The organism is Butyrivibrio sp. FCS006 (genome assembly GCF_000424525.1).
GTDB lineage: Bacteria > Bacillota > Clostridia > Lachnospirales > Lachnospiraceae > Butyrivibrio.
Window position 1 is genome coordinate 404,990 of the sequence record NZ_KE384204.1, and the last position, 13,707, is coordinate 418,696.

Consider the following 13,707-nt stretch of genomic DNA (forward strand, 5'->3'; position numbering starts at 1 on the left):
AGACGCCATGGTTCAAACATATTTTGAACTGTGGCGTTTTTCCGTTAATTAATATACGGTATAACTTTCGTTGCTTTGGTGCAAAAAGGTTGTTACAATTAATTCATAGGGGGATGACTCAATGCTCAAATTAGCGTATGTGGGGATTGCCTTTGCACTAGTATTCTACGTAGTGTTTGGACTGGCTGTTCGCTTTATGGAGCTTACCCAGAAAGCCAGGAATAAGGCAAGGCTAATCATTCTATTAGCTTCCTTGTTTATCTTCTCAATATCAGGTGTTACCGCCGGAGTCCTTAATATAAGATCAGGGCTTACTCTTTATGGCGCGGTATTTATGGTGCTTGGAATAGCGGCCATTATCTTTATCTTTTCCATCATTTTTGAAATTCATCAGATCAACACCCGTGTGAGGATGCGCAGATTTATGGTGCTCTTCGACATTGTTGACAGGTTCCACAACGAGGGCAAGACTCACGAGGAGATTTTTGAGTACCTGACCAAAATCCAGAAGCTTAAGAATAAGGAAGCATCAGACTTCCTTGAGTTCATATCTGATCCGACCAATCACCAGTTTTTGGTTGACGTCAACGACAAGATCCAGGAGGCCAAGATGCTCCAGAAGGCCGAGAACGATTATTACCGCTAGGTTACGTTTTTTTGTTAAAAGAACTATCGGTGGCTCCCATATTTTTGGGAGTCACTTTTTTGCTTTAAAGTATTGACTTTTCTTAACTATTGATTTAACTTAAGATATAACATTGTATACAAATATACATTTGAGGAGGGAAAACTATGAAGAAGTTTAACAAAGTAGTAAGTGCAGTTATGACTTCTGCTCTTGCTCTTACAATGCTTGCAGGATGTGGCAGCGGAGCAGCTTCAGGATCTGACACATTCAAGATCGGTGCTATCGGACCTCTTACAGGAGCAGCAGCTGCTTACGGTAACGCAGTAGTTAACGGCGCACAGATCGCTGTAGACGAGATCAACGAGGCCGGTGGAATTAATGGTGTTAAGATCGAGTACAAGGGCGAGGACGACGAGCTCAACGCTGAGAAGTCAGTTAACGCTTACAATACTCTTAAGGACTGGGGAATGCAGATCCTTGTTGGATCAACAACATCTGCTTGCTCAATCGCAGTTTCAGAGAACACAAAGGCAGACAACATGTTCCAGCTTACACCTTCAGGATCAGCTGAAGATTGCGTTAAGTATGACAACGTATTCCGCGTATGCTTCTCAGATCCTAACCAGGGAATCGCTTCTGCTCAGTATATAAGTGATCACAACCTCGCAACTAAGGTTGGTATCATCTACGACAGCTCAGACGTTTATTCTTCAGGTATCTACCAGAAGTTCGCTCAGGAGTCTGAGGGCAAGAACTACGAGATAGTTTCAGCTGAGGCTTACACACAGGACAACAACACAGACTTCTCTGTACAGCTTCAGAAGGCTAAGGATGCAGGTGCTGATCTTGTATTCCTTCCTATTTATTATTCAGATGCAGCTCTTATTCTTACACAGGCTAACACAATGGGATATGCTCCTACATTCTTCGGTGTAGACGGTATGGACGGTATCCTTACAGTTGAGAACTTCGACACATCACTTGCTGAGGGACTTATGCTTCTTACACCTTTCGCAGCTGATGCAACAGATGATCTCACAGTTAACTTCGTTAAGAAGTACAACGAGAAGTACGGCGAGACACCTAACCAGTTCGCAGCTGACGCTTACGATGCAGTTTACATCATCAAGGCAGCTATCGAGAAGAGCGGTGTTACACCTGACATGAGCGTTTCAGATATCGGAACAAAGCTCACAGAGGCTATGACTCAGATCGAGGCTTCAGGTCTTACATCTTCCAAGATGACATGGTCTGCAAACGGAGAGCCTAACAAGGAGCCTAAGGCTGTTGTTATCAAGGGTGGCGTTTACGTATCTGCAGAATAAGTTTTCTATGATATAATGTTTTAGACATCCAGCGAGGGATGCTGTCAAAGGTATCCCTCGTTCTCTTTATTATTAAAAGACACTTTGGAGGTGGCCGATGAGTTTTTTGACTTATCTCATTAACGGACTTAGCTTAGGAAGCATATATGCCATAATTGCCCTGGGATACACCATGGTTTACGGTATTGCCAAGATGCTGAATTTCGCACATGGCGATTTCATCATGGTGGGTTGCTATATTATCTTTTCAGTGAGCGCAGCACTTTCAGGCAATTCAGTAGTAGGCATTATTGTTGCAATTGTACTCTGCACACTCCTGGGCGTAACAACTGAGTTCGTGGCTTACAGGCCTCTTCGTGGAGCAGCTTCACCCCTGGCGGTTCTCATTACAGCCATCGGTGTCAGCTACCTTCTTGAGAACATCGCGCTTCTTATCTACGGCGCAGATATCAAGTCATTTTCTTCAGTTATCAAGTGGGAGGGCGTCTCCTTTGCAGGCGGACAGCTCAAGATCCAGGGCGTAACCATCGTGACCATTCTTGTCAGTGTGGTTATCCTGATCGCTCTTCAGCTCTTTATTAATAAGACCAAACAGGGACAGGCAATGCTTGCAGCCTCAGAGGATAAGGGCGCTGCAGCACTTATGGGCATCAACGTAAACAGAACCATCGCCCTTACCTTTGCCATCGGTTCAGCACTTGCTGCTGTTGCCGGAGCGCTTCTTTGCTCGGCTTATCCGTCCCTTTCTCCATACACCGGCGCAATGCCCGGTATCAAAGCCTTCGTTGCAGCGGTTCTTGGCGGAATCGGTTCAATACCCGGTGCCATGATCGGAGGCCTGGTTCTCGGAATCGTCGAGATCCTGTCCAAGACCTATATTTCATCACAGCTTTCCGATGCGATCGTGTTCGGAATCCTGGTAGTGGTGCTCCTTGTTAAGCCCACCGGAATACTTGGAAAAGTAGTACAAGAAAAGGTCTGATCAAAAACATGAAATTATTCTATATGGAGTGCGAACTATGAATAAAATCACCAAGAACAATCTCATAACCTACGGCATCGTAATCTTTGCCTATATCGTATTTGAAATCCTGATGCTGACGGGCAATCTCTCAAGCCATCTGAAAGGTCTTTTGGTGCCCATGACATATTACGCTGTCATTGCTGTGGCCCTGAACCTGTGCGTCGGAATACTTGGTGAGCTCTCCATCGGACACTGCGGCTTTATGTGCCTTGGAGCTTTCTCCAGCGCATTCTTTTCCAAAGCAACGGAGAACGCACTTCCAACAGTTCCGAGATTCATCATCGCTTTCATCATAGGAATCGGCGTAGCTGCGCTGTTTGGCTTCCTTATCGGAATCCCGGTACTGCGCCTTAAAGGTGACTACCTTGCCATCGTAACCCTGGCTTTTGGTGAAATCATCAAGAACGTCATCAACTCTTTTTACATTGGAATCGACTCCAAGGGCCTTCACATGAACATGAAGAGTGCCATGGATCTTAACATGGAGGCCGACGGAAACGTCATCGTCAACGGCGCCATGGGAATCACCGGAACACCTCACAACGCTAATTTCACCATTGGAATTGTGGTGCTTCTGATATCTCTTTTCATAGTTCAGAACCTTATAAATTCTCGCGACGGACGTGCAATCATGGCTATCCGCGACAACTATATCGCCGCAGAAGCAACAGGCATCAACGTTACAGGTTACAAGATGATGGCATTTACCATTTCTGCTGCAATTGCAGGGGCTGCGGGAGTTCTTTTCTCCCATAACATCACAACCCTGACGGCTTCTTCACAGTACTTCGGCTACAACGCATCAATCATGATCCTGGTTTACGTGGTACTGGGCGGAATCGGAAACATCCGCGGAAGCGTCATCGCAGCCTGCATCCTGTACATGCTTCCTGAGCTGCTCAGAGGCCTTAACACCTACAGAATGCTGATCTACTCTATCATTCTGATCGTGATGATGATCGTTAACTGGTCACCCAAGATCATCGCCTGGAGGGAAAAGAAATTTGGAAAGAGCGGAATGTTCGGCTTAATCGGTCGAATTATCTTCCGCAGAAATAAGGGGGTGGCTTAAATGGCACTTCTTGAAGTAAACAACCTAAGCATTTCATTCGGCGGACTTCGCGCCGTTGATAACTTTAACGTACAGATTGAAAAGGGCGAGCTCTACGGACTTATCGGACCTAACGGCGCCGGAAAGACCACAGTTTTCAACCTTCTGACAGGCGTATATAAGCCAAACGAAGGAATCATCAGGCTTGACGGCGAGGACATCACTCGTAAGAGCACCATCGAGATCAACCACGCCGGAATCGCCAGAACCTTCCAGAACATCAGACTTTTCAAGAATATGTCGGTTATCGATAACGTAAAGGTTGGACTTTCCGAGCATTACAAATACAGCGCCATCGAGGGCATGCTCCACATCGGCAATTACAAGAGGGTGGAGAAGGAGATGGACGACGAAGCCATGCGCCTTCTACAGGTCTTTGGACTGGACCTTGAGCGTGACTATCTCGCAGCCAATCTCCCTTACGGTAAGCAGCGTAAGCTCGAGATCGCGAGAGCCATGGCAACAAGCCCCAAGCTCCTTCTGCTTGATGAGCCGGCAGCCGGCATGAATCCTAACGAGACAAAAGAGCTGATGGACACCATCGCACTTGTCCGCAGGGAGTTTAATATGACAATCCTTCTGATCGAGCATGATATGAAGCTTGTTTCAGGTATTTGCGAGAAGCTGACAGTGCTGAACTTTGGCCGCGTGCTTTGCCAGGGCGATACTAAGGACGTGCTGAATAATCCGGAAGTTATTACAGCGTATCTGGGTGAGTAAAACAAAAACTATTAGTAATGAGGTTAATTTATGGCTGAACCAATCTTAGAAGTAAAAGATCTAAGTGTATATTATGGCGTGATCCAGGCCCTTAAGGGGATTTCTTTCCACGTTGATAAAGGTGAGATCGTAGCCCTGATCGGTGCTAACGGCGCAGGTAAGACCACCACACTTCACAGCTTGTCAGGTCTTCTCAAGGCAGAGACAGGAGAGATCAAGTATAAGGGCGTCGAGCTTACCAAGACTCCCAGCCACAAGATCGTAAGTCTAGGCATGGCCCAGGTTCCTGAAGGAAGACGAGTTTTTGCTGAGATGACAGTGCTTCAGAACCTTAAGATGGGTGCTTACACAAGATCCGATAAGGCTGAGATGGAGGCTACTCTTCAGGATATCTACAAGAGATTCCCAAGACTTGAAGAGCGTAAGAACCAGCTTGCCGGCACACTTTCAGGTGGTGAGCAGCAGATGCTTGCTATGGGTAGAGCTCTTATGTCTCATCCTGACCTGATCCTCATGGACGAGCCTTCAATGGGTCTTTCTCCAATCTTCGTTAACGAGATCTTCAACATCATCCAGGATGTCAACAAAGACGGTGTTACCGTGCTCCTGGTTGAGCAGAACGCCCGCAAGGCGCTCTCTATCGCAAACAGAGCTTACGTTCTTGAAACCGGCAGCATTTCTAAGGAAGGCGATGCGAAGGATCTTCTTAATGATGAGGCAATCAGAAAGGCATATCTGGGCGAGTAAGCCGAGTTGAATATGTAACAATATTACAGAAATGGTTTTTGGATAAGAATCATTTCTGTATTTGAATTAATGCATGATACTGTTTTTGAGGGTGATTTGGAAGTATAATTTATGTAGAAGGTATTTTATTTAGTATGGAGGGATTTGAGGGATGAAGAGGAATATCGTCATCACAATTGCGCGTCAGTACGGTAGCGGTGGCAGAACTGTCGGTGAGATGCTGGCCAATGATCTTGGAATACATTACTACGACCATGAACTTATTCATCTTGCTTCTGAGGAGAGTGGCATCAGCCTCGGACTTTTCCTCGACGCAGACGAGAGAGTAAGAAATACCGGATTTTTCAAGACTCCGGTAAACGTGTATAAAGGCGAACTCATCGGCCCTGACAGCAAGGAGTTTACATCCGAGGCCAATCTTTTCAACTACCAGGCCAAGGTTATCAAGAGACTTGCAGAAACCACCAGCTGTGTCATTGTTGGAAGATGTGCAGACTTCGTCCTTAAGGACTACGACAACGTCCTCAGTGTCTTTGTCCATGCACCACAGCCATTCCTCGAGGAACAGGCAGCCAAGGTTAAGAGCCTTCCGCACGATGAACTTGTAAAGTTCATGGCACAGGAGGACAAGTTCCGTGCAGTCTACTACGAGCACCACACCGGCCAGAAGTGGACCGACGCCATGAACTACGACCTCTGTCTCGACAGCAGCAAGCTCGGCTTCGACAAGTGCGTGGAAGCTATTAAGGCGCATTGTAAGGTTAGATTTGGTGAGGATATATTTGATTAAAGATTTATATTTTGCCGCAGCCTGGTTTATCAGGTCTGCGGCGTTTTTTTGTGCCTTTGGTGCCATTCATGTATTTATAGCTGTTGATTGCTATTTCTGCATTTCATATCAGTGTATTGCTATTTATATGTACCAATATTTGTGGTTTGCGACTGAAATAATATAATATCGCAGTCTGCAACTCTAATTACATCATATTACGGCTCAAACTACATCACATGGCGACCTATAATGTACGTTGGTTGGAAACGTATTTACGACCACCCCACAACTCACTTCCATATAAAAAATAGTTGGAAATTTCAAAAAAGATTTTGGAGTCAAATAGAAGTCGTCAAAAAATATGTGGCAAAACTACATCACAAAGTACCGTGGAGCCGGCTACTGTGATGTAGCCAAAGTGTTAGGCCTCAAATTTTCCAAACGTAGAGTTTTGTAATTTCCAACTAATTTTTCATATGACAATTTTTGTTATGCTTTTCAAAAAACGATTCAAACCATGGGACTCATATAGCAGCTGTTGTGATGCAGAACCAAGACAAAAAAGACAAAAAGACAAAAAGACATAATTCCAACAATATAAAAATACATTAATACATAAATTGATTAATACATAATAAATTGTAATACATAAAACCCACAAACAACAAAAAAAGAGCAAGCAGCTGGAGTAAAGCTACTTGCTCTAAAAAACAAATCAATGAATTTCACATCATAAACAATCTTAAGACGCTATCAGGAATCCGGGTTGAGGACGATTTCCAATCCGGAAATCGCAGATTCTTGATGCATGACCACGGACTTTTGGACGATCGTCCAGTCTGATGTCCGGTCGACTTTTGCCTTGAAGGCTTCTCTGTGACCACGAGGACACATAATGGTGAATATCCCTTTGACAAGTTACTCACCTCGCACATCTTTTCATAAAAACGGTGAATTAGATGCTATCAAAAGTCAGGCTGTGCGCTCCTTACCTGTGATGCTTTGCCGTGAGCTCTTTTGGCGAACGCCTCTTGTGACGCTCAGGCAGACTCTCGTAGCGCGACGCAAGTGGAAATATATCATAAGCAATACATTGCGTTCAATATAAAATGATAAAATTTATTACCGTTTTGCAACATAATTCTTCGAGCATTAAATTCTGTTTGGAAAAAAGTTTCACGACACCCGTATAACCCGCATAAATTCCAACAAAAAATTGTCTGACAATTCCCGCTGACCAACAGTCAGAACAGATATAAAAATGTGAATATTTTGTGTCCTATTATATTTTGTGAAATCTAACCTGTTTTTCTACTTCACAAATCGAATTCATTCTGATACAATCATCCTTGTTTCTAGGGATTCCCAGGATATTCTTCCAAATTTCCCCGGATTATTGTTTTTTGCCGCATCCACAGGCACTTAATCGTGGATAAAAGAAATTACATAAGCATGTACAGATATGTCATGATTTCTTTTTCCACATATTTGTCACATGCGGAAAAGGAGACTATGCATAGAAAAGAGTTTTACAACGCCAGAAAAACGCAGCTGGCAAAAGAAATCAAAAAGCTGAAAAGGGATATTGAGCGCTACCCCAAGGGAACACTTGTAATCAGCGCCTCAAAAGGCAAACCACAATGGTATGTCCAGCGAAAAGAAAAAGATGGCAAGTATTCCCGCACATACATTAAGAGAGAAAACCTGATGCAGGCTAAGAAGCTTGCCAGAAAAGCCTATGACCGGGCAGTTATGCTGGACAAGCAAAATGAGCTTCACTGTATTGAACGCTACTTGGTAAATTGCAGTGAAGTCAACTACAGGAGATTCCTGCAAAAGACATCTCCCTACAGGGAACTTCTTGTAGATGTTAACTGGGAAAACGAGCCTTATGAGAAGAATCAGAAGTACCCTGAAGCATTGACGCATCCTACAATCAGAGGAGAAATGGTACGCTCTAAGTCTGAAGCCAACATAGCAGACGGGCTCTTAGCTGAGGGAATCGCATACCGTTATGAAAACAAACTTGTGCTTGATGGAGTGGAGCTTTTCCCGGATTTCACACTCAAAAGCCGCAAGAATCAGAAACTGATCATTTGGGAACATTTTGGCAGGATAGACGATCCCAAATATGTTGAAAAGACAAGTCGGAAGCTTAAACTGTACTTCAACAATGGATATATTCCCGGAGTTAACCTGATTATGACCTTCGAGGACAAAAAACATCCTTTCACAATGGAAGCTGTCGTAGATGTGATTGAGCGCTATCTCATATGATGCTATAATGTTTTACTAGCCAAATCTGATGAATGGATGAGAACCAATGAAGAAACATAGCCCTATTATTGCCGTGGCATTTATAGCCACGGCACTTATATCCCTTATAATTACTTCCTGTTCCTATAACAATGATCAGTACGGAGTGTTTTTAAGTTACGAAGATGACCTGGAGAGGCTTTCAGCGTATGACACAGTGGTAATTGATGCGCAGTATTATGAAAAAGAATCCATAGAAAGCTTCAAACAGCAGGGACACAAAGTATACAGTTACATCAACATCGGATCTCTTGAAACATTCCGCACCTACTACGATGAATACCAAAGCCTGACTCTTGGCAACTATGAGCATTGGGATGAGGAAAGATGGATCGACGTATCTTCGCCGATCTGGCAGGATTTTGTGCTTGAAACACTTGCGCCGGAGTTGTTAGAAAAAGGAATTGATGGATATTTTGTGGACAACTGCGACGTTTATTATCAGTACCCCACAGCTGAGATACTTGAAGGCCTTTCTGTTATCATGGAAGGCCTTAAGTCCACGGGCGCTGATGTTATAGTGAACGGCGGAGATGCATTTGTCGAGGCCTATACTGCCGGTGGTGGCAGAGCAGATGACATCATCACCGGAATCAATCAGGAATCTGTTTTTACAAGAATAGATTGGAACAGCGGGCATTTTTCTGCAAGTACAAAAGACGACAGGGAGTATTTCAAAGATTATATCGAGAAATATTCATCTCAGGGTATCGAGATTTATCTTCTGGAATACACCAGAAATCCCTTTATTGCGGCAAAAATCAAAAGCTATTGCCATAAGCACAATTACAAGTACTATGTATCCCCTTCTATCGAACTGAATTATTACAATTAGTTCTTTTTAAAAGAAATTTGCAAAAAATTCAATTTCCCCCTTGCATTTCATGTTAGCCTATGCTAATATTACCATGTTAGCAAGAGCTAACAATCAAAAACAACATACGAGCCACTATAGCTCGCCAAGCTTAGCGGCTCAGACTAACCAGGTGGCAATGCTAAGTCACTTGGAATACAATAGTCATAAGAAATCTCCTACCTAAAAGCCGGTACATCTTGCCAATGTACCGGCATTTTTCTGCAAACATAAACTAGGTAAACCTGACCAGGAATTCTGCTATAATAGTACTACTTGGAACAAGGAGTAAACCTAATCTATGCATAATAATACCAGCGCCCAAGATGGCGCACAAACCAGCACCCAAACCGGAGCCCACACTGATGCCAAGCCCTACACCTATCGCGAAATGACCCCGTCAGACAACGCAGTCGTAGCGGCCCTGATCAGAACCAACTTAAAAGCGCACAAACTCGACATCCCCGGAACCGTCTATTACGACGACGGCCTCGATCACCTCAGCGACTACTACTGCGATGAAGACCACAAATACTACGTCCTGACCGACAACGCCGGCTCAGTTCTTGGCGGAGTGGGCTTTGCCAGGTTCGACCCGATGCCAAACACCGCAGAACTCCAGAAGCTTTACCTGGACAATTCCGTAAAGCGCCGGGGCCTTGGCTATGACTTGATGACCTTAGTAGAAGAGAAGATGCGCGAAGCAGGCTTTAAAACCTCATACCTCGAGACCCACGACAACTTGGAAACCGCGATCCACCTGTATGAGAAATGCGACTACACTGAAATCCCGCGCCCGGACTTCGTTAATCACAGCGCCATGACAAGATTTTTTACCAAGGCACTCTAATGCAGGCTGTCACTGATCTGAGCTGCAGGCAAATCTGCTAAATGCCGCCGACTCTGCATCCACGCCATGCTTGCCAAGGCACCCAATCTTTCTATATAATAATTAGATAATTATAATAACGTGCGAGAAAACCCCTTCCGATGAAGTCGGTTGTGGGATGAATCGCACTGATGTTTAAATTTTGTAATACGGGAACATACGTTTGCTAAAGAGCTGCAAAAGTGCTATAATACTAGCATAAGACAAGTTTTGGAGCAGCTTCTATGGATGAGTATATCTACCTCAGATATCAGTACCGCATATATCCCAATGACTTACAAAAAGCAAAAGCACAGATTACTGCTGACTGCTGTAGGTTCATCCACAACTACTATCTGAACCTGAGAAGCCTTGCATGGCGCACTCAGCACCGCAGTATGAACTACAATGACTGTGCAAATGACCTGAAGTACTTAAAGCTTGTCTACCCATGGCTGGCGCAGGCTGACTCAATGGCACTTCAGGAGGAGCTCAAAGACCTCCAGAGATCCTTTGAAAACTTCTGGCGTGGCGATGCTTCTTATCCCTTGTACCATGCCAAGAAAAGTACAGGGCTCTCATTCAGAACACGCAATCAAGCTGATGGCATAAGGATATCTGCCGATAATAGGTACATCCATCTTCCTAAGCTTGGCTGGACAAAGATCAGGCTTTCTCGTCAGGTTCCAGGAATAATAGAAAATGTCACCCTAATACAAAAGCCTTCAGGGAAGTATTTTGTATCACTGACAGTAAAGATAGCATCATCTGTTGTTACAAAACGTAATGACGGAAATGAGCATGGCCTTGATCTGGGACTTAAGTCATTCTATATCCTGGACGATGGGACAAAGAAAGACAATCCCAAATACCTGTACAGATATGAGAATAAGCTAGTCAGAGAACAGCGTCGTCTTTCACGTATGAAGAAAGGTTCTTCAAATTGGCGTAAGCAGAAGCTCAAGGTTGCACGCCTTCATGAAAAGATATCAAATACAAGACATGACTTTCTGCATAAAGAGAGCACATATCTTGCCAGGAAGTGTTCCCTTCTATGTATTGAAGACCTAAATATAGCAGGGATGACAAAAAACCACAGACTTGCAAAATCCATAAGTGATGTATCATGGTCTGAGTTCATATCAATGCTCGAATACAAGATGGCACTTCGTGGTGGCATGCTTGTAAAAGTACCAAGGTTCTATGCCTCAACACAGACCTGTCATATATGTGGACACAAGGAGCCGAAAACCAAAGCCCTTACTATCCGCAAATGGACATGCCCTGAGTGCAAGGCAATGCATGACCGAGACGTAAATGCTGCGATAAATATCCTGAGTAAAGGGAAAACCTTGCTGCCTTCAGTAGCATAAACGAAATAAAGGTACCGTAGGGACTACGGGAACCAAACGCCTGTGGACACCGTGGGGAAAACTCACCAGAATATTTCCTGTGCGAGATAATAACCTGGGTGGCTGAAGCAGGAATCCACTTCCGTCATAGACGGTGGTGGTAGTTCAAGCAAACAAGGATTAACAAATGAGCACAACAGATAAATTCATCCTTATAGACGGCAGTTCCATGCTGGTTACCAACTACTACGGCAACCTCCCGAAGGCTCTGCTTTTTGAAAAAGACCCAGAGAAGAAGGAAAAGCTCTTTTCCCAGATTATGCATAACGACGCGGGGCAGTACACAAACGCCATGTACGGCATGATGCGCACGATCCTGAAGATCATCGCTGAGCAGAAGCCCACCCACATGATGTTTGCCTTCGACACCACAAGGGACACCTTCAGGCGCGAGAAATATCCGGACTACAAGGGCAACAGAGGCGACACCCCGGAGCCTCTCAAGGAGCAGTTCCAGAACATGGAAGACTTGTTAAAAGAGCTTGGACTTCCCGTTATGTTCGACGACCGCTTCGAAGCTGACGACATCGTTGGCAGCGCCTCAACGAAATTTGAAAAACAGATTCCTTCATATATAATAACGAAAGATCACGACTACCTTCAGCTGGTCAGCGACTACACCAGAGTGTGGCTGATTCAGACCAAGCAGGAGACAGCCGACGAGCTCCAGGCCAAGTACGGCGCGGAGTTTGGCTGGAACAAGAAGCTCACAAGCCTTCCAGACAAGGCTTTCGAAGTGACTCCCGACCTGTGCCTTAAGGAGTACGGCGTGCGCCCCGAGCAGATCCCGGATCTCAAGGGCATTCAGGGCGATAGCAGCGACAATATCCCCGGAGTTAAGGGCGTCAGCAGCGCTGCAATCCCGCTTCTTGCGCACTATGGCACCGTTGAGGGCATTTACGAAGCCATCGATGCCTGCCCCACTGACAAGGACCTCAAGACCCTTGCCACATCCTGGAAGGAGGACCTCGGCATCAGTCGCAGCCCTATGAAGGCGCTTAATGAGTACAGGGACATGGCTTTTTTGTCAAAAGACCTTGCTCAGATCCGCAGAGATTATCCGATATCCGACAATCTGGATGATTTCAAACTCAATATCAATAAAGAAAAGGCCAAAGAGCAGTTCGAAAAGTACGGATTTAAGTCACTTTTTGCTGCTCTGGAGATGATTTAACCCCATGACCAATTACACAAAAACCATACTAATCAACCTTCACCGCATCATTTACTATGTGGTAAAAGCCAGAATCTGGATGCGCCATCCCGAGCGCCACAGCGTCGAGGAGCGCTACGCAGTAGCCCAGACAATGGTTGACAAGATGAACAAGTCCTCAGGCTACAAGACCATATGCTTTGGCGAGGACAAGCTCCCCAAGGAGGGCGGCTACATTCTTTACCCCAACCATCAAGGAAAATACGATGTTCCCGGAATCTTCAGCGTCCACAAAAAGCCCCTGTCCTTTGTGATGGACGAGGCCAAGGCACATATCATACTGGTTGCGGAATTTCTGATGCTGGTGGATGGCAAATCGATAATACTCGACGATCTTCGCCAGACCCTGCACGTGTTCCAGGAAATGGCGCAGGAGATCAAGACTCAGGGAAAGAAATTCATCCTTTTCCCGGAGGGCGGCTACAAAGAGAATAATCAGAATATCGTAGAGCACTTCAAACCCGGAAGCTTTAAGCTTGCTCAGATGGCCAAGGCGCCAATCGTGCCGGTTGCGCTGGTTGATTCCTACAAGGTTTACAACAGTCCGCATAAGGGCCCGGTTACGACATATGTTTACTACCTTGATCCGATTTATTATGAAGATTACAAGGGAATGAAGACCACCGAGATTGCAGAGATGGTGGAGAACAGAATAAAAGACAAAATAAAAGAGCATCTTGCCAGCGCGTAATCGCCCGGCAGGATGCTTTTTTGTGCA

At 45.0% G+C, this 13,707-nt stretch carries 13 protein-coding genes; all 13 read left to right on the top strand.

Going from position 1 to position 13,707, the window contains the following annotated elements:
- Positions 1–121 precede the first annotated feature (121 nt).
- The 13 genes from G633_RS0113080 to G633_RS0113140 all read left to right on the top strand — a co-directional run bounded on the left by G633_RS0113080 (position 122) and on the right by G633_RS0113140 (position 13,680).
- A complete protein-coding gene (locus G633_RS0113080) occupies positions 122–646 on the top strand; it encodes a hypothetical protein (protein WP_022768298.1) in 525 nt (174 codons plus the stop codon).
- A gap of 146 nt (positions 647–792) precedes the next feature.
- Complete coding sequence (locus G633_RS0113085; RefSeq protein ID WP_022768297.1) at positions 793–1,953, top strand: ABC transporter substrate-binding protein; 1,161 nt, start codon at positions 793–795, stop codon at positions 1,951–1,953.
- A gap of 97 nt (positions 1,954–2,050) precedes the next feature.
- The gene (locus tag G633_RS0113090; RefSeq protein WP_022768296.1) at positions 2,051–2,935 is read left to right on the top strand and encodes a branched-chain amino acid ABC transporter permease; all 885 of its coding nucleotides are present in this window, start codon (positions 2,051–2,053) and stop codon (positions 2,933–2,935) included.
- 37 nt (positions 2,936–2,972) lie between these two features.
- A complete protein-coding gene (locus G633_RS18480; RefSeq protein ID WP_051200211.1) occupies positions 2,973–4,049 on the top strand; it encodes a branched-chain amino acid ABC transporter permease in 1,077 nt (358 codons plus the stop codon).
- Positions 4,050–4,808, top strand: coding sequence for an ABC transporter ATP-binding protein (locus G633_RS0113100; RefSeq protein WP_026520168.1), 759 nt, complete (start codon positions 4,050–4,052; stop codon positions 4,806–4,808).
- Between the two features lie 30 nt (positions 4,809–4,838).
- On the top strand, positions 4,839–5,555 hold the full coding sequence (locus G633_RS0113105; RefSeq protein WP_022768293.1) for an ABC transporter ATP-binding protein: 717 nt from the start codon (positions 4,839–4,841) through the stop codon (positions 5,553–5,555).
- A gap of 151 nt (positions 5,556–5,706) precedes the next feature.
- Positions 5,707–6,345: an AAA family ATPase gene (locus G633_RS0113110; RefSeq protein ID WP_022768292.1), complete on the top strand. Its 639-nt coding sequence runs from the start codon at positions 5,707–5,709 to the stop codon at positions 6,343–6,345.
- A gap of 1,494 nt (positions 6,346–7,839) precedes the next feature.
- Complete coding sequence (locus G633_RS19450; protein WP_196804262.1) at positions 7,840–8,604, top strand: hypothetical protein; 765 nt, start codon at positions 7,840–7,842, stop codon at positions 8,602–8,604.
- 46 nt (positions 8,605–8,650) lie between these two features.
- Entirely contained in the window at positions 8,651–9,478 is an 828-nt protein-coding gene (locus tag G633_RS0113120) for an endo alpha-1,4 polygalactosaminidase (RefSeq protein ID WP_051200215.1), read from the top strand.
- Between the two features lie 319 nt (positions 9,479–9,797).
- Positions 9,798–10,346 carry a GNAT family N-acetyltransferase gene (locus tag G633_RS0113125; protein WP_081664783.1) on the top strand — a complete coding sequence of 183 codons (549 nt, stop codon included), beginning with the start codon at positions 9,798–9,800 and terminating at the stop codon, positions 10,344–10,346.
- Positions 10,347–10,609: 263 nt separating this feature from the next.
- Positions 10,610–11,737 carry an RNA-guided endonuclease TnpB family protein gene (locus G633_RS0113130; RefSeq protein WP_035771402.1) on the top strand — a complete coding sequence of 376 codons (1,128 nt, stop codon included), beginning with the start codon at positions 10,610–10,612 and terminating at the stop codon, positions 11,735–11,737.
- Positions 11,738–11,903: 166 nt separating this feature from the next.
- Complete coding sequence (locus G633_RS18490; protein ID WP_022768288.1) at positions 11,904–12,950, top strand: 5'-3' exonuclease; 1,047 nt, start codon at positions 11,904–11,906, stop codon at positions 12,948–12,950.
- A gap of 4 nt (positions 12,951–12,954) precedes the next feature.
- Positions 12,955–13,680, top strand: coding sequence for a lysophospholipid acyltransferase family protein (locus tag G633_RS0113140; protein ID WP_026520172.1), 726 nt, complete (start codon positions 12,955–12,957; stop codon positions 13,678–13,680).
- Positions 13,681–13,707: the final 27 nt, after the last annotated feature.

Excerpts from the sequence above, each read along its gene's own strand:
- G633_RS19450 (WP_196804262.1), top strand. The coding sequence starts at position 7,840 with ATGCATAGAAAAGAGTTTTACAACGCCAGAAAAACGCAGCTGGCAAAA.
- G633_RS18490 (WP_022768288.1), top strand. The coding sequence starts at position 11,904 with ATGAGCACAACAGATAAATTCATCCTTATAGACGGCAGTTCCATGCTG.
- G633_RS0113090 (WP_022768296.1), top strand. The coding sequence starts at position 2,051 with ATGAGTTTTTTGACTTATCTCATTAACGGACTTAGCTTAGGAAGCATA.
- G633_RS0113120 (WP_051200215.1), top strand. The coding sequence starts at position 8,651 with ATGAAGAAACATAGCCCTATTATTGCCGTGGCATTTATAGCCACGGCA.
- G633_RS0113100 (WP_026520168.1), top strand. The coding sequence starts at position 4,050 with ATGGCACTTCTTGAAGTAAACAACCTAAGCATTTCATTCGGCGGACTT.
- G633_RS0113105 (WP_022768293.1), top strand. The coding sequence starts at position 4,839 with ATGGCTGAACCAATCTTAGAAGTAAAAGATCTAAGTGTATATTATGGC.
- G633_RS0113125 (WP_081664783.1), top strand. The coding sequence starts at position 9,798 with ATGCATAATAATACCAGCGCCCAAGATGGCGCACAAACCAGCACCCAA.
- G633_RS18480 (WP_051200211.1), top strand. The coding sequence starts at position 2,973 with ATGAATAAAATCACCAAGAACAATCTCATAACCTACGGCATCGTAATC.
- G633_RS0113080 (WP_022768298.1), top strand. The coding sequence starts at position 122 with ATGCTCAAATTAGCGTATGTGGGGATTGCCTTTGCACTAGTATTCTAC.
- G633_RS0113085 (WP_022768297.1), top strand. The coding sequence starts at position 793 with ATGAAGAAGTTTAACAAAGTAGTAAGTGCAGTTATGACTTCTGCTCTT.
- G633_RS0113110 (WP_022768292.1), top strand. The coding sequence starts at position 5,707 with ATGAAGAGGAATATCGTCATCACAATTGCGCGTCAGTACGGTAGCGGT.
- G633_RS0113140 (WP_026520172.1), top strand. The coding sequence starts at position 12,955 with ATGACCAATTACACAAAAACCATACTAATCAACCTTCACCGCATCATT.
- G633_RS0113130 (WP_035771402.1), top strand. The coding sequence starts at position 10,610 with ATGGATGAGTATATCTACCTCAGATATCAGTACCGCATATATCCCAAT.